The 25,409-nt window shown below is 54.6% G+C and carries 18 protein-coding genes; 17 read left to right on the top strand and 1 reads right to left on the bottom strand.

The features are described 5' to 3' along the window. Positions 1–55 precede the first annotated feature (55 nt). The 11 genes from BHK98_RS02290 to rpe all read left to right on the top strand — a co-directional run bounded on the left by BHK98_RS02290 (position 56) and on the right by rpe (position 11,359). On the top strand, positions 56–715 hold the full coding sequence (locus tag BHK98_RS02290) for an epoxyqueuosine reductase QueH (RefSeq protein WP_083628012.1): 660 nt from the start codon (positions 56–58) through the stop codon (positions 713–715). Between the two features lie 35 nt (positions 716–750). Further along, a complete protein-coding gene (gene asnA / locus BHK98_RS02285; RefSeq protein WP_075712023.1) occupies positions 751–1,761 on the top strand; it encodes an aspartate--ammonia ligase in 1,011 nt (336 codons plus the stop codon). A gap of 12 nt (positions 1,762–1,773) precedes the next feature. Then, a complete protein-coding gene (priA, locus tag BHK98_RS02280; RefSeq protein ID WP_075712022.1) occupies positions 1,774–3,780 on the top strand; it encodes a replication restart helicase PriA in 2,007 nt (668 codons plus the stop codon). 17 nt (positions 3,781–3,797) lie between these two features. Then, a complete protein-coding gene (gene def, locus BHK98_RS02275; protein WP_075712021.1) occupies positions 3,798–4,283 on the top strand; it encodes a peptide deformylase in 486 nt (161 codons plus the stop codon). Between the two features lie 6 nt (positions 4,284–4,289). After that, on the top strand, positions 4,290–5,216 hold the full coding sequence (fmt, locus tag BHK98_RS02270; protein ID WP_075712020.1) for a methionyl-tRNA formyltransferase: 927 nt from the start codon (positions 4,290–4,292) through the stop codon (positions 5,214–5,216). Positions 5,217–5,278: 62 nt separating this feature from the next. Continuing rightward, positions 5,279–5,992, top strand: coding sequence for a zinc metallopeptidase (locus BHK98_RS02265; protein ID WP_075712019.1), 714 nt, complete (start codon positions 5,279–5,281; stop codon positions 5,990–5,992). Positions 5,993–6,028: 36 nt separating this feature from the next. After that, positions 6,029–7,312, top strand: a complete 1,284-nt coding sequence (rsmB, locus tag BHK98_RS02260; RefSeq protein ID WP_075712018.1) for a 16S rRNA (cytosine(967)-C(5))-methyltransferase RsmB — start codon at positions 6,029–6,031, stop codon at positions 7,310–7,312. 22 nt (positions 7,313–7,334) lie between these two features. Continuing rightward, the gene (locus BHK98_RS02255; protein ID WP_075712017.1) at positions 7,335–8,081 is read left to right on the top strand and encodes a Stp1/IreP family PP2C-type Ser/Thr phosphatase; all 747 of its coding nucleotides are present in this window, start codon (positions 7,335–7,337) and stop codon (positions 8,079–8,081) included. Further along, positions 8,074–9,816 (top strand): Stk1 family PASTA domain-containing Ser/Thr kinase, encoded by a 1,743-nt coding sequence (pknB, locus tag BHK98_RS02250; RefSeq protein ID WP_075712016.1) that lies wholly within the window; start codon positions 8,074–8,076, stop codon positions 9,814–9,816. Before BHK98_RS02255 ends, pknB begins: the two co-directional genes overlap by 8 nt. Positions 9,817–9,831: 15 nt before the next feature. Next, positions 9,832–10,707, top strand: a complete 876-nt coding sequence (rsgA, locus tag BHK98_RS02245) for a ribosome small subunit-dependent GTPase A (RefSeq protein WP_075712015.1) — start codon at positions 9,832–9,834, stop codon at positions 10,705–10,707. After that, positions 10,700–11,359 (top strand): ribulose-phosphate 3-epimerase, encoded by a 660-nt coding sequence (gene rpe, locus BHK98_RS02240; protein WP_075712014.1) that lies wholly within the window; start codon positions 10,700–10,702, stop codon positions 11,357–11,359. The genes rsgA and rpe overlap by 8 nt, the downstream gene beginning before the upstream one ends. Before the next feature lie 121 nt (positions 11,360–11,480). Here rpe and BHK98_RS02235 read toward each other — a convergent pair whose 3' ends face one another. After that, the gene (locus BHK98_RS02235; protein WP_075712013.1) at positions 11,481–14,225 is read right to left on the bottom strand and encodes a transglycosylase domain-containing protein; all 2,745 of its coding nucleotides are present in this window, start codon (positions 14,223–14,225) and stop codon (positions 11,481–11,483) included. A 180-nt stretch (positions 14,226–14,405) separates the two neighbouring features. Here BHK98_RS02235 and BHK98_RS02230 point away from each other — a divergent pair, with 180 nt between their 5' ends. The 6 genes from BHK98_RS02230 (at position 14,406) to BHK98_RS02205 (ending at position 24,783) form a co-directional block, all read left to right on the top strand. Then, positions 14,406–16,643: a DNA internalization-related competence protein ComEC/Rec2 gene (locus BHK98_RS02230; protein ID WP_075712012.1), complete on the top strand. Its 2,238-nt coding sequence runs from the start codon at positions 14,406–14,408 to the stop codon at positions 16,641–16,643. Positions 16,644–16,810: 167 nt separating this feature from the next. Further along, positions 16,811–17,869: a DNA polymerase III subunit delta gene (gene holA / locus BHK98_RS02225; RefSeq protein WP_075712011.1), complete on the top strand. Its 1,059-nt coding sequence runs from the start codon at positions 16,811–16,813 to the stop codon at positions 17,867–17,869. Between the two features lie 50 nt (positions 17,870–17,919). Beyond that, positions 17,920–18,852: a DMT family transporter gene (locus BHK98_RS02220; protein WP_075712010.1), complete on the top strand. Its 933-nt coding sequence runs from the start codon at positions 17,920–17,922 to the stop codon at positions 18,850–18,852. A 130-nt stretch (positions 18,853–18,982) separates the two neighbouring features. Next, a complete protein-coding gene (gene nuoE, locus BHK98_RS02215) occupies positions 18,983–19,492 on the top strand; it encodes an NADH-quinone oxidoreductase subunit NuoE (protein ID WP_075712009.1) in 510 nt (169 codons plus the stop codon). Positions 19,493–19,503: 11 nt separating this feature from the next. Continuing rightward, complete coding sequence (locus BHK98_RS02210) at positions 19,504–21,252, top strand: NADH-quinone oxidoreductase subunit NuoF (RefSeq protein ID WP_075712008.1); 1,749 nt, start codon at positions 19,504–19,506, stop codon at positions 21,250–21,252. Between the two features lie 15 nt (positions 21,253–21,267). Next, on the top strand, positions 21,268–24,783 hold the full coding sequence (locus BHK98_RS02205) for an NAD(P)-binding protein (protein ID WP_075712007.1): 3,516 nt from the start codon (positions 21,268–21,270) through the stop codon (positions 24,781–24,783). Positions 24,784–25,409: the final 626 nt, after the last annotated feature.

The following is a 25,409-nucleotide window of genomic DNA, read 5'->3' as shown; positions in this document are numbered from 1 at the left end:
TTATGATATAATAAATTGTTATGATTGTGAAGTGATTTTAAGCGTTGGAGGAAGTATGACGGAGAAAAAACGTGAAGCCGGCGACTGCGGTCTCGCATACTGCGGTCAGAGCCGGACAGAATGCCGGTTTGATCCCGTCGGGAGCCGTCTGGAGCAGAAAAATCTTCTGCTGCACAGCTGCTGCGGGCCGTGCAGTACCGCTGTAATCGAGCGGCTGCTGCCGGATTACAGCATTACAGTCTTTTTTTATAATCCGTGTATTACGGACCGGGAGGAATACGAGAAACGCAAGGCGGAGCAGATCCGCTTTATTGACGCGGTCAATCGCCGGGCGGCGGGAGAACGCGGCCATATAACCTTTGTTGAAGGCGACTACGATCCGGAGCGGTACCTGGAACGCGTCCGCGGACTGGAACAGGAACCGGAGGGAGGCGCCCGGTGCACCGTATGCTTTCAGATGCGCCTGGCAGGAACCGCCGCGTTTGCCGCGGAGCACGGTTATCCGATCTTCGGCACGACTCTCACTGTCAGCCCGCACAAGGATTACCGCAGAATTTCCGAAATCGGCCGGGCGCTTGCGACGGAGTTCGGGATTGAGTATCTGGACCGCGACTTCAAGAAAAAGGCCGGCTTCCAGCGCAGCGTACAGCTTTCCAGGGAATACGGACTGTATCGGCAGAATTACTGCGGGTGTCTGTTTTCCAAAAACGACTAGATTACGATAATAATTTATTGACAAGGAGAAAATATATGTCTGAACTGATTTTGCCTGAAGGCTACAAAGCACTGCTGAACCCTCTGGAAACACAGAGAGCCATTAAGAAAATCAAAGATTACTTCCAGTCGGAGCTGGCCTACGGTCTCTCCCTCCGCCGGGTTTCTGCGCCGCTGTTCGTCATCCCTGAATCGGGACTGAACGACAATCTCAACGGCGTGGAGAGACGGGTGGACTTCACGCTGAAGGACATGGACGAGAAACGCGTGGAGATTGTGCAGTCCCTGGCCAAGTGGAAACGCTACGCCCTCGGAAAGTACGGAATCAAGCCGGGACACGGAATTTACACGGACATGAACGCGATCCGCCGGGACGAGGAGATGGACAATCTTCACTCGGTGTACGTGGATCAGTGGGACTGGGAGAAGGTTATCACAAAGGAGCAGCGCTCCACGGAATACCTTCACGAGACTGTTACGACGATCTACAATGCGGTCAAAAATCTCGGCGACTATGTAAACCGGCTCTACCGCGATGTACAGACGGAGATTCCCAATGAGATCTATTTCATTACGGCGCAGGAGCTGGAGGATCTGTATCCCAACAAGACACCGAAGGAGAGAGAAGACCTGATCTGCCGGGATCACGGAGCTGTCTTCATCGAGAAAATCGGCGGCGCGCTCCGGTCCGGCGAGAAGCACGACGGCAGATCTCCGGACTACGACGACTGGGAACTGAACGGAGATATTATCCTCTGGAACGATGTACTGAACCGGGCCTTTGAAATTTCGTCCATGGGTATCCGCGTGGACGCCGCGGCCATGGAGCGTCAGCTGAAGCTCGCGGGAAATGAGGACAGACGTCAGCTGCCGTATCACCGGGCTGTTTTGAACGATGAGCTTCCGTATTCCATCGGCGGCGGTATCGGACAGAGCAGACTGTGTATGTATTTCCTGCGCAAGGCGCATATCGGCGAGGTTCAGGTATCCGTCTGGCCGCAGGAGATGACAGAGGAGTGCAGGAGACACGGAATTTTCCTGCTGTAGCGGAGAATTCGGATGAACTATGTCAATCTTGTCGTAGACAATAACAGCAGACATACGGATGAGCTTTATACCTACGCCTCTGACGAGCCCCTTTCCCCGGGTCAGGTGGTGAACATTCCCTTCGGCAGGAGAAAAGGCTACCGGCGCGGATTTGTTTTCCAGACCGGCGTGGAGCCGGAGATAGATCCCGCCCGTATCCGGAGGATTGAAAGCGTGGACGGCAGTCTTTCTCTGAACGGAGAAATGATTGAGACCATATGCTGGATGCGCCGGCGCTACGGGATCCGGTACATGGACGGCGTAAAATGCTTTGTGCCCCACGGAAAGCCCCCTGCGCCGGGAAAGGAAAAGGAACCCTATAAAAACGCCCGGGGAGAATCGCAGCCGGTGGAAGCCCTGACAGACGAGCAGCAGCGGGTGACTGATACCGTCGGCGCGGCGATCCGCGAGGGACGGGAGGAGCGGTTTCTGATCCACGGCGTTACCGGCAGCGGCAAGACCGAGGTCTATATGCAGGCCATCGGGCAGGCTCTCGCGATGGGGAAGGGAGCGATCATGCTCGTTCCCGAGATTGCGCTGACAAAGCAGATCGTGGAGCGGTTTATCGGACGTTTCGGCAAGGAGAGTATCGCCGTGATGCACAGCAAGCTCACGGGTCGGGAGCGCTTCGATGAATGGACGCGGATCCGCCGCGGCGAGGCCAGAATTGTGATCGGAGCGCGGATCGGGGTGTTTGCCCCGATGGAGAATATCGGCGTCATTATTCTGGACGAGGAACATGAAGCGACCTATAAATCCGACCAGACGCCGAAGTACGAGACACTCGACGTTGCGGTCAGACGGCTGATGCATTACCACGGAGTGCTGCTTCTGGGAAGCGCCACGCCCTCTGTGGTTTCCTACCAGCGGGCGAAGGAGGGAATCTATTCTCTTCTGGAGATGAAGCACAGGTACAACGCGGTTCCTCTTCCCGTGGTGGAAATCGTCGATATGAGGAAGGAGCTGCGGTGCGGGAACCGGACGATGTTCAGCAATCAGCTCTGCCATGAGATGAAGCGGACACTGGCCGCGGGGGAACAGGTGATCCTGTTTCTGAACCGGCGGGGATATTCAACGTTCATCGCCTGCAGGGAATGCGGCGAGGTGCTGAAATGTCCGGAATGCGGGATCTCGCTGGTCTATCACAAAAAAGAAAACGCCGCGGTTTGTCACTACTGCGGAAAGAAATTCGCGGTTCCGGCCCGGTGTCCGTCCTGCGGAGGAGAAAACATTCGTTTTTCCGGTGTGGGAACGGAGCAGGTGGAGGAGTTCACCGCCCGTCAGTTTCCGGATTACGTTGTGAGCCGTCTGGATCTGGACACGGCGAAGAAGACGCGGGAGATTAACAGAATCATCAGCGATTTCGCCAGAGGGAAAACGGATATCCTGATCGGAACGCAGCTGGTGGCGAAGGGACTGGATTTCCGGAATGTCGGACTGGTCGGCGTGGTAGCGGCGGATGTGAGTCTGAACATTCCCGATTACCGCGCGACAGAACGGACCTTTCAGCTGGTGACTCAGGTGGCCGGAAGGGCCGGACGAGGAACGAGGCAGGGAAGAGTGATCGTCCAGACCGGCACCCCGGATAATTTCGCACTGCTGGCGGCTGCAGAACACGATTATGAAAGCTTTTTCCGGCAGGAGATCATGGTCCGCCGGTTCATGAATTATCCGCCCTTCAGCGATCTGATCGCGGCGGAATTCACCGCGGGGACGGAGGAACTGGCCAGCGGCCAGGCGGATCGCTGCAAGGACTACCTGATTCGGGCCGGTCTGCCCGGTGCGGAACGCATATTCGCGCCGAAGCTTTCCGGAAATTTCAAGGGGCAGGACAGCTTCCGCTACCATATTCTGATTAAAAGTCCCCGGGGGGAGCGCGGCCGGTACATATACTATCTCCGCTTCTTCGCGGAGCAGATGACAAAGAACAGAATCGAATGCAGCATGACGATTGACGTCAATCCATACAGCATGCTGTAACAGACACAGGAGGAACAATGGCAATCAGACATGTAGTTAAGGAAGGCGATGCGATACTCAGAAAGCATTGCCGCGAAATCACAGAAATCACTGACCGGATCCGCACAACCATGGAGGATATGCTGGAGACTATGCGTCAGGAGCAGGGCGTCGGAATCGCCGGACCGCAGGTCGGCGTGATGCGGCGGATGTTCGTGGCGGAGCCCGCACCGGGGGAGGTCTATTTCATGATTAACCCGGAAATCCTTGAAGAAGAGGGAAGTCAGACAGGCGAGGAAGGATGTCTCAGCGTTCCGGGGCTGGTCGGCACGGTGGAACGGCCGCAGAAGATCAGAATGCGAGCTCAGGATCTGGACGGAAACTGGCAGGAATATGAGTTTGAGGATTTTCATGCGAGAGTGATGTGCCACGAATACGACCATCTGGACGGAATCCTTTATACGGACAAGGCCACCGACATTCATGAGCCTGTGATGGAAGAGGAACCGGGAGAAGAGGAATAACCGCGTATGAAACTGATTTTTATGGGAACTCCGGATTTTGCCGTCCCGACGCTGCGCAAGCTGATCGAAGCCGGTCATGAGATCGGGTTTGCAGTCACCCAGCCGGATCGGGCCAGAAACCGGAAGCAGGTGACATTTTCGCCGGTGAAACAGGCGGCTCTGGAGTACGGAATCGAGGTTCTTCAGCCGGAACGTCTGAAGGACAGTGAGGAGGATCGGCGGAAAATCCGGGACTACAGACCGGACGCCGTCATCGTCGTCGCTTACGGGCAGATCCTGAAGCAGGATGTTCTGGATATTCCCCGGTACGGCTGCTTCAACGTACACGGATCCCTTCTGCCTCAGCTGCGGGGCGCTGCTCCCATGCAGCGTGCGATTCTGAACGGGCTGGAGAAAACCGGCGTCACCATCATGAGGATGGAGCAGGGGCTGGATTCCGGCGACATGATCGCGAAGGCGGAGACCGAGGTGGATCACAAGAATTTTGAGCAGCTTCACGACGAGCTCGCGGTTCTTGGGGCGGATCTGCTGGCTGAGACGCTTCCGAAGATCGAGTCGGGGGAGGCCGTATACACAAAGCAGAAGGAAGAGGAGGCGACGTTCGCGCCTCTGCTGAAAAAGCAGGACGGGAAAATCGATTTCTGCCGTGATCCGCGGCAGATCGAGCGGCAGATCCGGGCGTTCGACCCGTGGCCGGGCGCGTTTTGTACATACAGAGAGAAAACGCTGAAAATCTGGCGGGCCGAATGTCCCGACACCCGCTGTGAGCTTCCGCCGGGCACTGTGGCGGCGGTTCATTCCGACAGCATCGACGTCAGCTGCGGGGGAAAGCTCCTGCGGGTAACCGAGCTTCAGCTTCCCGGCAAACGGCGCACTGCGGCGGCGGATTTTCTCCGGGGGCACAGAATACTGCCCGGCGATGTACTGAAATAAAGGATTTTGATGCAACAGGAAGGGATTTCATGGTATACTGACTTATAAGGAGGAGTATATTTATGTATTACGGATATGGGATTGATCCAACGGTCGTCATTCTGATTCCGGCAATGATCTTCGCGTTCATTGCGCAGGGAAGAGTGAAGAGCGTTTTCAACAGGTATTCCAGGGTGAGAAATCAGAACGGGCTGACAGGGGCGCAGGCCGCCCGCAGAGTTCTGGACGCCAACGGGCTGCAGGATGTGCAGATCCGGGCCGTCGGCGGAAGTCTGACGGATCATTACGATCCGCGGTCCAGAACACTGAATCTGTCGGAGCCTGTATGCAACGTGCCGTCGGTCAGCGCGGTGAGCGTAGCCTGTCACGAGGCGGGGCACGCGATTCAGCATGCCCGCAATTACGTTCCTCTCAAGGTGCGGAACGGAATCGTGCCGGTCGTGAATTTCGCTTCCGGCGCATCCTGGATTCTGATTATTATCGGATTCGCACTGCTGGCGGCAGACCCGGGCACTTCCGCGATCGGGAATCTGCTGTTTAATATCGGCGTCGTGGCTTTTCTCGTTGTCATCGCGTTTCATCTGATTACTCTGCCGGTGGAATTCAATGCGAGCCGCCGGGCGCTGAAGCAGATGGAGGCGATGCAGCTGGTGATGCCGGAGGACATGCAGGGATCCCGCAGAGTGCTGCGGGCGGCGGCAATGACATATGTAGCGGCGGTTGCTGTAGCGGCGGCAAATCTTCTGCGCCTGATCGCTCTGAGGAACAGCGACTGACCGCGGACACTTTCCTGATAACAAAGAGAGGTCTGTATGGATATCAACCGAAAAACAGCCTACTATACGCTGCTTCGGATGGAGAAGAACACGAGCTATTCAAACATCGAGCTGAACAATCAGATCAGGACGATGAAGCCGGATTCCCCGGCGTTCGTCAGGGATCTGGTCTACGGCGTTCTCGAGAACAAGCTGTATCTGGACTATCTTCTGGAGCAGCTGGTGAAAAGAGGACTCCGGAAACTGGACGCGGAGCCCCATGTGCTTCTGCGCATGGGAATTTATCAGCTGATGTTTATGGATTCTGTTCCGGATTACGCTGCGGTGAATGAAACCGTGAAGATGGCGAAGAAATTCTGCTTTTATCAGACAAAGATGATTAACGGCGTGCTCCGGAATTTTCAGCGCAGCCGGGAAACGCTGAAACAGCCGATTCACGAGGAGGATCCGGTGAAGCGGTTCAGTGCGGCGTACTCCTTTGATCCCTGGATCACAAAGCTGTGGCTGGATCAGTACGGCGAGGAACGCGCGGCCTCTCTGATGGCGGCAAGCAATCTGGTCCCGCCGTTTACCGTCCGCGTCAATACACTGAAAACGACGCCGGAGGAGCTGCGGGTGCGGCTGGGAGAAAGAGGCATACAGGCGTATTACAGTCAGGTTTCGAAGAATGTGCTGACGCTGGAGGGACACGGACTGCTGGAACTTCCGGAATACACGGAAGGACTGTTCTTTGTGCAGGACGCCGGTTCAGCCGCTTCAGTGGAGGCTCTGGAGCCGCGGCCGGGAGACACGGTCATCGATGTGTGCGCTGCGCCGGGCGGGAAATCCTTTGTCTGCGCGGAAATGATGGAGAATACGGGGAATGTATATTCCTTTGATATTTATGAAAAAAAGCTTGAGGCGATTGAGAAACATGCGCGGCGTCTGGGGATTGATATTATCCATACCGCGCTGAATAACGCGGAGGAACTGAGAACCGATCTTGTGGAGACCGCGGACAAGGTCATCTGTGACGTGCCATGTACGGGTCTTGGCGTTGTCCGCAGGAAACCTGAGATCAAATACAGAAAGGTAAAGAACGAAGGCAGAGATCTGGCGAAAAAACAGCTTCAGATACTGCAGACCTCATCGAAATATCTGAAGAAGGGCGGGTATATCATTTACAGTACCTGCACAGTCAATAAAATAGAGAATGCGGATGTTGTGGAGAATTTCCTGAAAAACAACAGCAATTTCCGACTGATTCACAGCCGGCAGCTGATGCCGAACGGGGAAGGCACCGACGGATTCTATTATTGCAAGCTCAAGAAAAAGTACTGATGGAAAGGAGTCAGCCAAATCTATGGACATAGGTTTCAGAACCGACAAGGGCAGGATGCGCAGCAACAATGAAGACGCCTGCTATGTCATGCCCCGGGACAGGGTTTTTGTGATCGCAGACGGCGTGGGAGGCAGCAACTCCGGAGAGATCGCGAGCAGAACCGCAGTGACGGGGATCATCGATTATGTAGATCGCCATCCTGTGGACGCGTTGAAGACGCCGGGGCAGATCCATCAATATTTCGACACCTGTGTGAGGGAAATCAACTTCCGTGTTCTGGAGAACTCCAGAAGGTTTGAACAGAACCGGGGGATGGCGACGACAGTGGTCATCGCGTTTATCAGAAAAAACAAAATGTACGTTACCAATGTGGGGGACAGCAGAGCTTATGTTTATCGCAAAGGAAGACTGGAGCAGATCACGGAGGACCACACCTACGTAAACAGTCTGGTGAAGGCCGGAGTGATTACAGAAAAGGAAGCGGAGTCCCATGAGAATAAAAACATGATCACCCGGGCCGTCGGCGCGGAACCGAAAATCGAATCGGATTTTTTCATCGCGCCGGTCATGAAAGATGATATCATCCTTCTCTGTACAGACGGATTGTACGGGGAGGTAAAGAAGAACGATATCGTGAGCAAGCTCTCGGAAGGAAAAACGATGGGAGACACATGCTACGACCTCATAGAAATGGCCAACATGAACGGAGGCAACGATAACATTACGATAATCTGCTTGAAGATCACGGAGGATGACCTAGATGAGTAACAAATTATTAGTAGGAAGATATGAGCTGATCGAAAAGATCGGAGAAGGCGGCATGGCCGTTGTGTACAAAGCGAAGGACCGTCTTCTGAATCGTTTTGTCGCGATCAAGATCCTGCGTCCGGAGTATACCAAAGACGCGCAGTTCGTGGACAGCTTCCGCCGGGAGTCTCAGGCGGCGGCGGGGCTGCAGCATCCGAATATCATCAGCGTCTACGACGTCGGACATGAGGGCAATATCCACTTCATCGTCATGGAGCTTGTGGACGGAAAACCGCTGAGTCAGATCATTAAAGAGCAGGCTCCGATGGATTACCGGCGGGCCATTGAGATCACCAAGGAGGTTGCCTCTGCATTGAGTCTGGCGCACAAGCACAACATCATCCACCGGGACATCAAGCCCCATAACATCATGATTACCACAGAGGGAACCGCCAAACTGGGCGATTTCGGTATCGCCAAGGCGGTCAGCGATTCCACTCTGACGGAAACCAGCAAGATTATCGGCTCGGTTCATTACTTTTCTCCCGAGCAGGCCCGGGGAGCATACGTGGATGAGCGTTCCGATATCTACTCTCTGGGAATTGTTCTGTACGAGATGCTGACCGGAACGGTTCCGTTCGACGGCGAGAATCCGGTTCAGGTGGCGCTGATGCACATCAATGACGAGATCACGCCGCCCTCCCGGCTCGTTCCTGGAATCCCGCCGCAGCTGGAGAAGCTGGTCATGAAGGCCACAGATAAATTCCAGTCCAACCGCTACAGAAACGCGGATGAGATGCTTGCGGAGCTGAAGAATATTGAATTTGTGACAAATATGGTCGGCGACTCTGTGTTTGCGGCCAGCGATAACAGAAATTACAGACCGCAGCAGAATCCCGTTCCGATGGCGGCGGTGCAGGACTCCGAGGAGGATACTGACGGGAAAGGCAAGAAGAAAGGCAAAAAGAAGGGGCGGAAAAAATGGCCCATCATTCTTCTGATTGCGCTTCTGCTGATCGCCGGCGTCCTTGGCGTGCTGTTTGCGACGAACACTCTCAGTTTCGGCAAGGTTACCGTACCGTCAGTAACGGATCTCAGCTATTCGGAAGCCAGAAAGGCGCTGGAGGACGCGGGACTGAAAATTGAGAAGGGCGACAAGGTCAACAGTGACAGCATTGACGCCGGCAATGTGGCGAAGCAGTCACCGGCCGCCTACACGAAGGTGAAAAAGGGGACTACGGTCGTTGTGAACCTCAGTGCGGGAAAGAAAACCGGCTCTGTTCCGAATCTGGTCGGAAAATATTACGATAAGGATGAGATCACATCGTATCTGAAGGAGAACGGCGAATTTGAGCTCGGGAGCGTAGACTACGCAAAGAGCGATAATTATTCCAAGGGACAGATCATCAGTCAGGATCCGAGTGCTAATACGGTGAAGGAGAAGGGCACCAGCGTGAATATCGTCGTTTGCAGCGGTAAAAAGACGGTTGAGGAAACAAAGATTTCTGTGCCGTCTTTGACCGGGTTGAGCTTCACCGAGGCAAAGGCCAAGCTGACGAGCTACGGACTTACGACAGGAAAGATCCTGTATGAGGAGAGCACGGTGTACAGCAAGGGAACCGTCATGTGGCAGCAGTACGGCGCGGGAACCAAGGTGTCGAAGGGAGCGTCGGTCAGTCTGAAGATCAGTAAGGGCGCGCCGTCTACGGATCCGGATAATCCGGGGAATAATCCGGAGGAGGATTCGGATGATTAAGGAGCCGTGCGCCTGATGAGAGGAAGGATCATAAAAGGAATCGGAGGATTCTATTATATCAGGACGGAGCAGGGTATCGTCAGGACCCGGGGGAGAGGAATCTTCCGGAAGGAGGGCATCACCCCCATGGTCGGAGACCTTGTGGAGATCGAGGTGCTGGAGGACGGCGACGGAGTCGTCAATGCGGTGGAGCCCCGCAGGAATCTGTTTTCCCGCCCGCCCGTCGTCAATATTGACTGCATGGTTATCGTGTTTGCTCCGGCGGAGCCCTCGCCGAATTTCGATGTGATCGATAAATTTCTGATTACCGCGGAGAGCAAAGGAGTAACGCCTGTTCTCTGCATGAACAAAAAAGATCTGGTTACGGAGGAAGAGGCGGGTGAACTGACATCCCGCTACCGGGGCGTCTATCCCGTTCTGCGGGTCAGCGCCTGTACCGGAGAGGGAATAGCGGAGCTGAAGGCGGAAATCGCCGGGAAGGCCTCCGCGCTGGCCGGTCCTTCCGGCGTCGGAAAATCCAGCATCACGAATCTGCTGATTCCTGACGCCGGCATGGAAACGTCCGGGCTGAGTCACAAGACGGGGAGAGGACGGCATACGACGAGACATGTGGAAATCTTCGGGCTTTCCGGCGGCGGTATGCTGTATGACACGCCGGGATTTACATCCTTCGACCTGTCCGATGTGACGGAGGACGAACTGGACGCCTGCTATCCGGAAATCTGTGAACGGCTCGGAAACTGCAGATTCGACGACTGTCATCATATCCATGAGCCGGGCTGCGGAATCCGGGAGGCTGTGCGCCGCGGGGAGATTCATCCCCTGCGTTATGAGTCTTATATCCGCAATTTTGAGGAACTGAAGGAGAAGAGGAGGAATATCTATGGCTAAGCTATCACCATCGATTCTGTCGGCGGATTTTGCCAGACTGGGCGAACAGACGGAAATTGTCTCGGCGGCCGGAGCCGATTATATGCATATTGACGTTATGGACGGGCATTTCGTGCCGAATATCAGCTTCGGAGCGTCTGTGATGAAGAGTCTGAACGACTTCGAGACCGCCCCCTACGATGTTCATCTGATGATTGAGGATCCGGACCGGTATCTCGGCGATTTTGTCACGGAGAAGACGGAGTTCATCACCGTTCATCAGGAGGCGTGTCCGCATCTGAACCGCACGGTGGAGCATATCCGCTCCTATGGCGTCGGAGCGGGGGTGGCTGTCAATCCGGCAACGCCCATCTGCATGCTGGAGGATATTCTGGAATATGCGGATCTGATTCTTGTGATGACAGTTAATCCGGGTTTCGGCGGGCAGTCCTTCATCCGTTCCTGTATGAAAAAGGTCCGGAAGCTCGTGGAGATCCGGGAAAAATACGGCTGTGAATTTGAGATTGAAATCGATGGCGGAGCCAAGCTTGAGAATGCGGAGGAAATCGTGGAGGCCGGAACGGATATCGTTGTTGCGGGATCCGCTGTCTTCGGCGCAGAGGATCTTTCACAGCGTGTCCGGGAGTTCCGTCAGAAGCTGGGCGCTGAATAAACAAATACGGTATCCCCGCGGCGCAGACGCGGGGATTTATTGTGCAATAAAAATCCGGAACGCAGGGGAAGAAACCTTTTCTGATGTCTTCCCGCAGCGTTCCGGATTTTCCGACGACGGATCATTCATCGTCGTCGGTGTTGTTCCCGTTGTTTGTATTATTGTTATTTCCGTTGTCAGCAGTCGTGTTGTTATTGTTGTTATTGTTGTTCCCGTTATTGTTCTGGGTCTTCTTATTGTCGTCGTTATCGTCGCCGGTGTTGTTGCCGGTTGTACTTCTGCCGGTGGAATAGCCGCTGTAGCTGTACGTCCCCTTGACGTAGTATTCTCCGTTGACATACTGAACATCGCCGGGCATTCCTTTGTACGAGCCCTTGACTGCTTCAGGAAGCTGATTCATGATCTTGCCCCACAGGGACGCCGCGTAGCCGGACATGCTGGTGAGGGAGATGTTGATGTCGTTTCCGATCCAGAGTGCCGCAGTGTAGTTCTGCGTGAAACCGTCGAACCAGATATCATACTGGTTACTGGTGGTTCCTGTTTTACCTCCGGCCTGCGTACCCGTGACGGCAGCGGCTGTACCGGTACCGCCGGACACAACGCCCTTCAGCAGGTTGGTCATGATCCAGGCAACTCCCTTGTCGAGCACCCGGACCTTGCTGACGGTCTTGGTGATCAGGGTGTTCCCGTCACCGTCCGTGACCTTGGTATAACAGATCGGCGTCTTGGCTCTGGTCCCGTTGTTCGGGAAGGTGGTAAAGGCGTTGGCCATTTCCAGTGTGGTGACGCCCTTGGTCTGTCCGCCGAGAGCGAGAGCCGCGGCGTTCAGGTCGTTGGTGCTGCCGGTGGTCACCAGCGTCGTGATTCCGAACTTCTTGACCATCTTGACCGAGTAGTCCACGCCGACCTGCATGAAGATCTTATACGCGCAGGTGTTGATAGAGTTCCGCAGCGCGGAGCGGAAGGTCTGTCTGCCGCTGTAGGAGCCGGACGCGTTGGCCGGCCATGTGGTGCCGTTGTTGGTGGTCCGCTCGTCCACGACGGTAGAGCCCGCGGTGATGTAGTCGCCCCATCCGCTGGTTCCCTGGCTGTCGATGTTATAGTTGACAAAGGTATGCTTCTTCCCTTCGCGCATTTCCTCCACGCTCTGCTGGAGCGCCGCACCGTATACCGCCAGAGGCTTGATCGAAGATCCGGACTGCCGCGGCTCGGTCGCTCTGTTGTAGAGCATTTTGCCCCGGGTTTTTCTTCCGCCGACCATCGCCTTGATCTCGCCGGTGCTGTTCTCAATGATTGTCATGGCGGCCTGAGGCTGCACGACCTTCTGATTCACTGTGTAACCGTCCTTTGTGATATAATAGCGGCCGTTCTTCTTATGGAAGAATTTCTTTCCCGCCTTGCTTGTCACGAATTTGGCGGACACGATTACGTTCCCCTTGCTGTCAAGGGTCTTGTACTGCTGAGGAATGTTGATATATCCGCCGGAGATGGAGTACAGCTTTCCGTTCGCCCACTGATACATGGTGGGGAACTCGATGCTGTAATCCGTCTGTCCGTTGGCGGTCGTCTTGTAAATATTCAGCCGTTTGTTGGCCTTGATGGTCAGAGAATTATCGGAATTCTTCGTAATCTCGCTGGATTTGAAGGTGAACCGGCCGTTGCTGATGTAGTTGCTGTATTTGTACATCGCCACAGCGCCGTTTTTGTTCAGAATATTTCCGTTGCCGTCGTAGCTGATATTTGTGATCGAGGGGAAATTCGCGTCGTTGCGGAATTCCTTCTGAATGGTTTTCTGCGCCTTCAGATCCAGAGTGGAGTAGATCTTCAGACCGCCTTTATATACTTTGTCCCACGCCTCGTCATAGCTGAGATCCTGCTTGTCCTGCAGATCCGAGATGACCTGCTCCACCACGTAGTCGGTGAAGTAGGCGATGCCCGAGCTGTTTGCGTTGAAGTTGACATTCAGCATCTTCTTCAGACTGGTGCCGGTGGCCTTCTTATACTGGGCGGAGGTGATGTACCCCTGTTCCTTCATCAGCGCCAGACAGGTATCGCGGCGGTCCTTGCTGGTGTCGTTCATGACATAGGTTCCTTCATTGCTACGCTTCAGAACGGTGCCGCTGCCGGGCGTTGCGTCGGGGTCCAGAAGCTCTACCAGAGCATAGTTGGACGGCGACTGAGGAATAGCGGCAAGAGCCGCACACTGTGCCAGCGTCAACTTCTGAACGTGCTTGCCGAAGTAGGCCTCGGACGCAGCCTCTACGCCGTAGCTTCCGAAGCCGAGGTAAATGGTGTTCAGATAGGCTTCCATGATCTGCTTCTTGCTCAGGTTGCGCTCGAGCTTCACGGTATACCACGCCTCGATGATTTTTCGCTTCATCGTGTGCTGAGACATCGAGGATGTCAGATAGACGTTTCGCGCCAGCTGCTGTGTGATGGTGCTGGTGCCGCTGACCTGACCGCCTGATGTGATGGAGCTCTTAATTGCGCCCATGACGCGGATGAAGTTGAAGCCGTGATGCTTCCAGAAGGTTTTATCCTCCAGCGCGACAAAGGCGTTGACAAGGTTCTCCGGAAGATCATCGTATTTCACATTCACGCGGTTCTGATCGGAGTATACGGTATCTACTTTCTTCCCGTCCTGATCGTAGATTACCGAGGCCTCGCTCAGCGTCTCGTAGATCTTGCTGGTGTCGATTTTCGGCGCAGTGGCAATACATACTACGGCATAGATGACCATAGCGACAATGAGAGCCAGAATCACCAGAAGAATGATCTTAATGATATTCTTTGGCGTGAGCGCCAGCTCCCGTTTCCCGATTTTCAAGGATTTACCACTGGTTGCTTTATACTTGTCACTTCGCATATTAAACTTTCCCCTTTTTCATTTCCCTGGTTATTTCAAAATATACACCGACATTATACCATACAAGGGTTGTAAAGTTAAGATTTTTCTGGGGTTCCAAAGAAATCTTCAGAAATGGGTTGAAAACTGGAAAAAAATGTAATACAATTAAGGCGTCGATTGATTCTTGTGGAGGAAACCATGAGAAGAAAATTAACCGGCGCGGCGCTGATGCTGATCGCCGGGATTGCGGCCGGGCATTTCTCCCGGATCGCGTCCCTGGGTGTCATTCTTCCCGCCGCCTTTTTTATTCGGAGAACAAAGTCTGACCGGCGAGACCTGGCGGTCTTCCTTCTGCTGTTCTATGTATGCGGGGTGCTCTGCCTGCTTTCGTCGGATATCGCCTGGGCCGGAGGCGCAGAATATAACGGCAGCGCGGTCTGCCCCATGGAGGCGGAGGTCCTCAGTGCCGAACCGGCGGATAAGGGAATACGGATGGAGTGCCGTCTTCTTGAATATAATGGAAGGAAGGTGCCGCGCCTTCTGCGGCAGAAAATCCTGCTGCGCTGTTATGCTCCGGTGAAGAAGTGCTGGAGACTTACCGGCAGACGCGTCTGCTTTTACGGCCGTCTGTCTGCACCGGATTCCGCCGGAAATCCCAGATGCTTCGACTACAGGCTGTATCTCCGGAGCCGGGGAATCAGCCATATCGGCACGGCAAACGCTTTTCGTCTCCGTCCCTCCGGAGGAATTCATCCGCTGTCCTTCAGTAAGCGCCGGATCCTGGGAATCAGGGAGCGGTTTATGGCACGCCTTTCCTGTGATGAGGAAACAAAGGGCGTCGTCAGGGGTCTTCTGTTCGGCGATACTTCCGCGATGGATGAGCGGATCTATGAAGATTTTCAGTCAAACGGCACCGCTCACGTGCTGGCGGTCAGCGGCCTGCATATCGGAGTGCTCTACGGCGTATACCGGCGTCTTACGAGGAAGAGAAAATCTGTTCCCGCTACAGCGGGCCTGGTGTTTTTTCTTTTGTTCTACGGGACAATGACGCTGTGGTCTGTTTCGGTGACCCGGGCGGTTCTGCTGATTCTGCTTGTGGTGCTTGGGGATGCGCTGGACCGCAGGTACGATCTGCTGTGTGCGCTGTCGCTGACGGCGATGCTGGTTCTTCTGCACCAGCCGTACGCGCTGTTCGGCGCGGGATTTCAGATGTCGTTCCTGGCGGTGATCTTCATCAATTTCCTGACGCCGGCGCTGAAGCGGCACGTTCCTGAGGAGGCGGCGGCGATGCTGGCGGTGCAGGGCGGAATGATTCCGTATACCGCATATATGTTCAACTATATTCCGCTTCTTTCACTGCTGTGCAATGTTCCCATCATCTTCCTGCTTTCCATCGCGGTTCCGGCAGGACTGGCGGCGCTTCTGCTGTCCGTGGCCGCGGGAACGCCCGGACTTCCCGGTGAAGTGTTCTGCGGCGTCGTGCAGATGATGACCGGCTGCAACAGACTGCTGTCACAGCGGGGACTGTTTTCCGTCGATGTCGTATCGCCGCCTCTTGCGCTGATAGCGGCGATCTATCTGTGCGTATTGTTCCTTGTCTCCGAGACATGTTCTGTCCGGCGGCACCGCGGAGACAGAGCTTTCCTGCGGACGGCGGGCGTGTGCATTCTGGGGGTTTCACTGATCTTCGCGGCCGCGGACCGGACGCCCTTCGACGACGCCTGCGCGGTGATGGTGGACGTGGGCCAGGGAGACTGTCTGCATATCAGAACCGCCGCCGGTGCAGACGTTCTTCTGGATGGCGGCGGACGAAAGGAATACAATGTCGGAAAGAAGATCCTGAAGCCGTATCTTCTGAAAAACCGTCACAGGCAGGTGAATCTGGCTCTGGCAACGCATCTCCATACCGACCATTACCGGGGTCTGAAGGAGCTGAAGGCGGTCTATCCGGTACGCAGAACGGTTCTCAGCGGGAACGCGGGACAGCGTATCGACCTGGGAAACGGAGAAACCGTTGAAATTCTGTGGCCGGTACGGCGGGACGACGGCGTGGAGGATGAGAACCGGAACAGTATGATTTTCCGCGTCACGGTGCGGGGAATCCGGATTTTGGTCACCGGGGATATCACCGGCGAGGGGGAGCGGATGCTGATGGACCGGTACCGGGGCACCGATGCGCTGAAATGTGATGTACTGAAGGTGGCTCATCACGGAAGTCGGTATTCCTCGACCCGGGAATTTCTGAAGGCCGCATCTCCGAAAATCGCGGTTATCAGCGTAGGACGGAACACTTACGGCCATCCCGCCGAAGAAACTCTGCGCAGGCTGAAGGACTGCGGAGCCCGGGTGTTTCGAACAGACCGGCAGGGCGCTGTGGGGATTATAGCGACAAAGAACGGACTGAAGGTGGTGACGAACAGGCGCGGGTCCGGATGAGGGCTGCAACAGGTGCGGGTCCTGTCACAAACCGGATGAAAATCTCGCTTGCTTTCTCGGCGAAAGATGTATAAACTATTCATTACAAGGTCGGTTCTGACAGGCGGACGGGCTTTTGTCGCATTCGCCTGAGACTGCCTGCAACCGAAGGAAGGAAAGGAACAGTTATGTCAGCAAGAAAGACCGCGGCTCCTGGATTCAATGAGTTTAGAAACAATCTGAATAAGGGAAAACTGCCCGACATTCTGATGTTTCACGGCGTGGAGCAGTTTGTGGTCAGGTGGGCCGTGGGAATGCTGAGAGAGCGCTATGTCTCTCCCACGATGCAGTCTGTGGATTATGTTGTGCTGGAGACTCCGACTCCGGAGGAAATTATTGATGCGTGCGAGACGTTTTCCATGATGTCGGAAAAACGTCTGGTCTGGGTACCGAATTTCAGACCGCTGAAATCAGTATCGGGAATAAAGGGTTACGGCGAGGAATCGGTTGAGAAGCTCATCCGGTATGTTTCCGACCCGAACAAAGGCACAATCGCGGTTTTTTCCAACGACGAAACCGACGGACGCAGCCGGCTGGTGAAAGCTATGAAAAAGCAGGGCGGCGAGTATGTGTTCAACCAGCTCACCAGCGGAGAACTGAAGAGCTTCGCATCCAAACGGTTTGAGGGGGCAGGAAAGAAAATCAGCGATCGGCAGCTCGCGATGCTCATCCAGATGACAGGATATCTGAATAAGGAAAGCAATTATCATCTCTTCAATTTCGATAACGATATCCGGAAGGTTATCGCACATTCTTCCGGCGCCGCGATTACGGAAGAGGATCTGCGGGCGTCTGTCAGCGGTGAGGGAGATACTTTTATCTTCGATCTGCTGGACGGAATCAGCGGAAATGATAAATCCGGGGCGCTGGAGATCCTCAATAACAAAATAAAACGAGATACATACAGCAGCATCCCCACCGCAGCCGCCATCATTTCCCAGGTAGAGCTGATGATGGAGATTCGGGAATTTATGGACGATCCGGCGGGGCCGTCCTCAGCGGCCGCCATCAGCAAATATACGGGAATCCATTCGTTCCGGGTCGAAAAGGCCATGCGGTACGCGTCCCGGTATTCTGCCGAAAAGCTCCGGGAGATGCTGAAAGATAGCTACGAAACCTATGCGGCGCTTCTGACGGGAGAGATTCCTCATCAACTGGCGCTGGAGATGTTTATCGCGCGGATCTGAACCGCAGAAGCAGAAGATTATTGAATTTACAGCGGAGGAATTGCAGAAGAATGAAAAAAGAAGTATCTGTGCAGATTGACCGGAAGCAGGAGGTCAGAGCAGACATGATGCTGCTTCTGATCACTTTGTTCTGGGGCGTTTCCTACTATCTTATGAATGTTTCGCTGACGGAGCTGTCCACATTTACCCTGAACGCATACCGGTTCCTGGGTGCGTTTGCGGTGGCTGTCGCAGGGACTTTTCCGAAGATGAGGCATATAAGCGGGGAGACTTTCTTCGCGGGAATCGCCGTCGGCGTCGCACTTTCCTTTGTCTACACAGGAGCAACTCTGGGCGTGCAGTATACAACGCTCTCCAATTCCGCGTTCCTGTGTTCCACGACCGTGTTCTTTACGCCGATTCTCGATTTCCTGTTCTTCCGAAGGAAACCGTCGAGGAAAATCATCGTCGCGGTGATCCTCTGCATCGCCGGAATTTCACTGATGACGCTGAAGGAGGACTTCTCCTTTAATATGGCGCATCTTAAAGGAGATCTGTTCAGCCTCGGATGCGGATTTGCCTATGCCGTCGATATCGTGATCACTTCCCGCGCGGTGCGGAACGCCAGAGTGGAGCCCTATCAGATGGGCGTCATCAGTCTGGGAGCCTGCGGCGCAATCATGCTGGTGATGGCTCTCGCGACAGAGATGCCTCTGGCGCATCCCCACACGGCCTTTGTCTGGGGCGCGGTCATCTTTTTGTCTCTGTTCTGTACGGGAATCGCGTTTATCGTGCAGCCCATCGCCCAGCAGTATACGGAGGCGTCCCATGTCGGGATCATCTTTTCACTGGAGCCGGTTTTCGCCGGCGTCACCGCGTTTTTCCTGGCGCACGAGGTGCTGACCGTTCGCGGATACATCGGCGAGGCGCTGATGATTTTCGCACTGCTGTACATGGAAATCGACTTTGGCGGTGCGAAACTGAATCGCAGAAGAAAAGGGTGATGCGATATTGAATCACGCCTTGCATATTTTTCTATACAGGCGCATATTTCACTGCGCCCGCGTTGATTTTGGTCACAAAATTCAGTATAATAATTACGTTAAAGTTAAATGAGCAACAGGAGGGTCATATATGAATGAGAAAAATTGTTGCGGCGGGGCGAATCAGGAACAGTTCAGGGAACTGGACCTCGTATTGGACAAATACGCGAAGGTGCCCGGAAGTCTGATCACGATCCTTCAGCAGACACAGGATATCTACGGATATCTGTCCGTTGAGGCGATCAATCATATTTCTGAGGCAACAGGGATCAAACCGGCCAAGATTTACGGCGTAGCCACGTTCTATGCACAGTTCAGACTGCAGCCGGTCGGCAAGTACCTGATCATGCTGTGTAAGGGAACGGCATGTCATGTAAACGGAGCGGACCATATTGAAGAGGCGGTTTCTGAGTATCTCAACATTAAGGATGGCGAGACGACGGAGGACGGCCTGTTCACGCTGAACAACGTAGCATGTCTCGGATGCTGCTCTCTGGCACCGGTCATGATGATAAGAAGCAGCGAAGGTGATGAAACCTATGGAAACCTGACCAAGGACAAGGTTCAGCAGATCCTGGGTGAAATCAGAGAAAGAGCTTAGGAGGTGCAGGGATGAAAGTAGTAATCGGACAGGGTAGCTGCGGAATTGCAACCGGCGCCAAAAAAACCGAAGCGGAATTCAAAAAACAGATGGAAGCCCGGAATGTCAACGCGGAGCTGACCATCACAGGCTGCGTGGGCACATGTTATCTGGAGCCCATTGTGGATGTTTACGAAGACAACGGGGACATGACCCGGTATGTCAAGGTGCAGCCGGATCGCGTCGAGCGGATTGTAGAAGAACACCTGCAGGGCGGAAAGCCTGTGGAGGAGTTCGCGCTTGCGGATGAGGACAAGGAATTCCTCAGCAAGCAGCAGCGGGTCGTGCTGCGCCACTGCGGCATCATCAACCCGGAGCACATCGAGGAATATATTGCCGTGGGAGGATATGAGGCCTCGAAGAAGGTTCTCACATCCATGACACAGGACGAGGTGATTTCCGTCATCAAGGTTTCCAACCTGAGAGGAAGAGGCGGAGCCGGATTCCCGACCTGGTTCAAGTGGAACGCGGCCAAGAATAATCCGGGAAAAGAAAAATATATCGTATGTAACGCGGACGAAGGCGATCCGGGAGCGTTCATGGACCGTTCCGTTCTGGAGGGCGATCCCCATTCCGTACTGGAGGGCATGATCATCGGCGGATTCGCGATGGGAGCTACGGAGGGCATCATCTACTGCCGTGCCGAGTATCCTCTGGCGATTAAGCGTCTGGAGATCGCGATGGCGCAGGCGAGAGAAAAAGGCTTCCTGGGCAAGAACATCTTCGGCACAGGCAGAGACTTCGATATCCGTATCAAAGCCGGAGCCGGCGCGTTCGTATGCGGAGAAGAGACCGCACTGATCGCCTCCCTGGAGGGCGAGCGCGGTATGCCGCGGCTGAAGCCACCTTTCCCGGCAGCAAAGGGCTACTGGCAGCTTCCGACCAATATCAATAACGTCGAGACCTATGCGAACGTCGCATGGATCATTGAAAACGGCGGCGAAGCCTTCGCGAAGCTGGGCAAGGCGCCTTCTACGGGAACCAAGGTATTCGCTCTGGCAGGAAAGATCAAGAAGGGCGGACTGGTTGAGGTTCCGATGGGTCTTGCGATTAAAGACGTCATCTACGGCATCGGCGGCGGCATCAAGAACGACCGCAAGTTCAAGGCCGTTCAGATGGGAGGACCGTCCGGAGGCTGTATTCCGGCAGATCTGGAGGATACGCCGGTCACCTATGAGGATATTGTCAAGACCGGTGCGATCGTGGGCTCCGGCGGAATGATCGTCATGGACGAGGACACCTGCATGGTGGATATGGCGCGTTATTTCCTGGATTTCACAAAGAAAGAGTCCTGCGGCAAGTGCAACTACTGTCGTCTGGGAACCATGAGAATGCTTGAAATCCTGGAGCGGATCACCGAAGGAAAGGGTGAAGACGGCGACATTGAGAAGCTGGAGGAGCTGGCCCGGAAGATCAAGGACGGCGCGATGTGCGGTCTGGGACAGACGGCGCCAAACCCGGTGCTCTCCACGATCCGCTACTTCAGGAACGAATACGAAGATCACATTTACAATCACACATGTACAGCGAAATCATGTAAGGCGCTGATTCATTACGAGATCACGGACGCATGTAAGGGATGTACTCTGTGTGCGAGAAACTGCCCGGTCAACGCCATCACCGGCGAGGTCAAGGGTCTGCACGTTATCGATCAGGAGCTGTGCATCAAGTGCGGCAAGTGCGAGGAGCACTGCAACTTCGGCGCAGTCGTCAGAAAATAGGAAGGAGGATATTTGATGAAAAAATTCAGAATGAATATTGACGGCAAAGAAGTATTCGGCCTTCCTGGACAGACGATCCTTGAGGTTGCCCGGGAGAATGATATCTTCATCCCGACACTTTGCTATGATGAGAGAACAAAGATTTACGGTGCCTGCGGCATCTGTGTGGTAGAGGTTGAGGGAAACCCCAAGCTCTGTAAGGCGTGCGCGACGGACATCGCGGACGGAATGGTCGTGATGACCAGCACAGAGCGCGTTCTGGAATCCAGAAAGACGAACCTGGAGCTGCTGGTATCCAACCATAACGGAGACTGCAAGGGCCCGTGCTCCCTGGCATGTCCCGCCGGAACCGACTGTCAGGGATATGTCGGACTGATCGCCAACGGTGAATATGAGAAGGCGAACGAGCTGATTAAGGACAAGATTCCGCTTCCGGCGAGCATCGGACGCGTCTGCCCGCATCCCTGCGAGGATGACTGCCGCAGAGCGCTGGTGGACGAGCCGATCAGCATTATGGCTCTGAAACGTTTCGCTGCGGATAACGATCTGATGGCGGAGGAGCAGTATCTTCCGGAAATTGATGAACCGACCGGAAAATCCGTTGCGATCATCGGCGGAGGTCCGATGGGACTTTCTGCCGCGTATTTCCTGCGCCAGATGGGTCACGAGGTCACTATCTTCGACGCGATGCCCAAGCTGGGCGGAATGCTCCGCTACGGAATTCCGGAATACAGACTTCCCAAGGAGGTTCTGGACAGCGAAATCGAGCTGATCCGCGCCATGGGCGTTGAAATCGTACCGGACACCAAGGTAGGCGAGGATATTCCGTTTGAAACAGTCCGCGGAGATTTCGACGCAGTGCTGCTCGGAATCGGCGCATGGGTGTCCACCGGTGTCGGATGTCCGGGTGAGGATGCGGAAGGCGTCATCGGCGGAATTGATTTCCTGCGCAAAGTGGTTAGAAACGAACCGATTGACTTCGGTGAAAAGGTCGCCATCGTCGGCGGCGGAAACACGGCGATGGACGCCTGCAGAACCGCGGTCAGAATGGGCGCAAAGGAAGTCTACAATATTTACAGAAGAACCAAAGACGAGATGCCGGCCGATATGCTGGAAATCGAAGAGGCTGAAGAGGAAGGTGTAATCTTCAAGAACCTGACGAATCCGAAGGAGATTCTGAAGGACGAGAACGGTCATGTGAAGCAGGTCGTGCTCCAGTGCATGGAGCTGGGCGAGCCGGATGAGTCCGGACGCCGCCGTCCGGTTCCTGTGGAAGGAAAGACCGAGACTATCGACATCGATACGGTGATCCTGGCCATCGGGCAGGCCGTAGACGCGAGCATTTTCGATGTGGACAAAACCAGGAAGAACGCGATCGCCTACGATCCTGACACCTATATGACCAGCATGCCGGGCGTGTTCGCCGGCGGCGACTGCGGAAACGACAAAATCTCCATCGCCATTGAAGCTATCGCTGACGCGAAAAAGGCTTCGGAGGTCATCGACTCTTATCTGAACGGCGAGACGATCAAATACGAGAAACCGTTCTTTGTGGAAAGAGACGACATCACCGAGAAAACCTTTGAAGACAGAGAGCGGATCTGCCGTGAAAAAGCGGATCAGCTGTCCGCAGCAGAGAGAAAAGACAACTTCTCCGAGGTTGTGTTCGGCGGCCTGACAGAAGAGCAGGCGGTGAAGGAAGCCAACCGCTGCCTGGAGTGCGGATGCCACGATTACTATGAATGTAAGCTCATCGAGCTGTCCAACCAGTATGGCGTGAAGTCCGACCGCTTCTGCGGCGAGAAGAATCTGACCGAGTTTGAGGACGATCATCCGTTCATCGCCAGGGACACGGACAAATGTATTCTCTGCGGTCTCTGTGTCAGAGTCTGTGACGAGGTCATGGGCGTAGGCGCTCTGGGACTGGTGAACAGAGGATTCGACACGGTCGTGATGCCGAACATGATGAAGCCTCTGGCCGAATCCGGATGCGAATCCTGCGGCCAGTGTGTGGCCTGCTGCCCGACGGGAGCACTGCAGGAGAAGCAGACGGTTCAGAAGGAAGTTCCGCTGGATACGGAGATTACGGAAACGACGTGCTCCTACTGCTCAGTGGGATGCTCTCTGGATCTGGAATCCTACGGGGACATGCTGATCAAGGCGAACCCGGACGAAGAAGGCTATGTGAATGCGGGAATCTGCTGTGCCAAAGGAAAATGGGGCTTTGACGCTTCCGTCCTGGAGGGCAAAATCGTCGATCCGAGAATCAAGGACGGAGACGGTTTCCGTCTGACGGATTATCATGAAGCCTTTGTGATGATGGCGAAAAAACTCGAGGCAGTCAGAGTGAGACACGGCGCAGAGAGTATCGGCGTTGCGATCTCTGACCGTTATACCAATGAGGAGGCGTATGCGATCAAGAAGTTCGCGGATGTCATCGGCGCCCGTACCTTTACCTTTAACAGAAGGGCGAGCGGAGTCAGCGAGGTTCTGGGCCTGGATCACGAGGCCTCTCCGAATACCATCGACGAGCTGCTGTCAACAGATGTGATTCTGGTACCGGGCTTCATCAAGAACAGAAACGCGGTGATCTGGAATAAAATCAAGCAGGCGGCGGAAAGAGGCGCCAGCGTCATCGTACTGAATACAGAAGGCGCGCAGGATGAATGGGAATTCGCGGCGAAGGTGATCAATGTCGACAACAGCACAGAATTCCTGAAGAGAATCGCCAAGTATCTGGTGGAGAACGGAAAGACCAGCGACGCGGAAGGCTTTGACGCCTTTGTTAAATCGCTGGAGGGCGTAGAACTCTGTGATGAGTGCAGAAGTGTTGCGGAAATGTATGCCGGCGCGAAGAAAGCGATGATCGTATACCAGCAGAATGTGCTGTCCACAGAGGCGGCGCGGCTGATCGGTGAAATCGCGATGCTGTCCGGTCATATCGGTACGCCGCGCGACGGAATCCTGGAAGTGAAGCCTAAGAACAATTCTCAGGGACTGGTGGATCTCGGCATCTACGCGGGAGCTGAAGCGATGGATGGTCTGAAGGGACTGCTGATCTTCGGCGAGGATCCGACGGATGCGGACCTGTCCGGCCTGGAGTTCCTGGGCGTGTCCGACGTCATGATGACGGAGACCGCGAAAAAGGCGGACGTTGTCCTTCCGGGGACCGGATTCGCCAGCGCGTCGGGAACCTACACGAATACCGAGCGGAGACTGATGCCGGTTGAACCCGCTATCGATGAAGATGTTGATTTCAGCAACTGGGAGATTGCGGCAGAGCTTGCGCACGTATTCGAGGAGGAATTCTCCTTTGAGGATGAATACGATATCTCTGAGGAGATGAATGATGCGGTTCCGATGTACAAATATGCGGAGGAAGGTGAAATCCTGGGCGGTGCGCTGAAGCCCTGTGAACCGAAATTCAGAGCGGCGGAGGACGCGAAGCTCATCGATGAGCTTGCCTGCACGGACGCGATGATGCGGCAGACCGCAGAGCGCATCCCGACTCCGGTAAAAGCTACCATATAACCCTGGCACGGACAAATGCGTAACGTAATATAATATTATGCAAACCTGCGAAAGAGGGGCTGTCTCAAAATGGGACAGCCCTTTTCGTATGCCGGGCGCGCGGTTCTGCCAGGTCCTCGTCGCAGGCATATCAGGGCACTCAGCTCAGGAAGAATAGAGTCCCGGGAAAACTCGCAGTATAACTGCTGCTCAAACAGTTCCTGGGACTTAGCTATTCTTCTGCTTCACTTCGTGTCTTCCTGCATCTGCTCCTGCGGATATCGCATTGCCGCGCGCCCGGAATACTTCAAGAGCAGCCCTCTTTCAAGCTAAAAAAAAGTTCCGTAAATACCAGAAAGAGATGAAATACCGTCTCTCCATGAAATATGATGTGGAGAGAGATCGTTGTATCTGCAGAAACGGGAAGGAATTAAACTATCGGTCCAGCCGGCAAAAAAACGGCAAAACGGTTATGTATCGAAAAGCCGGGTGTAAGGGTGCGATGACTGCAGCAGTTGTCCCTATCTTGGGAAATGCTGCAAAGGGAAAACCCCTGCGTCAGGCGCGGAGGAGCTTTTTTTCGGCGGTAAAATCCCCGCATCGGCGATGAACACTGATGCGGGGGACTGTTTTCATTTGTTCATTGA

The sequence above is a fragment of the Hornefia porci genome, from assembly GCF_001940235.1.
In the GTDB taxonomy this organism is placed as follows: domain Bacteria; phylum Bacillota; class Clostridia; order Peptostreptococcales; family Anaerovoracaceae; genus Aminicella; species Aminicella porci.
Note: the sequence above shows the minus strand (reverse complement) of the source record. Positions and strands in the feature narration are given on the sequence as shown.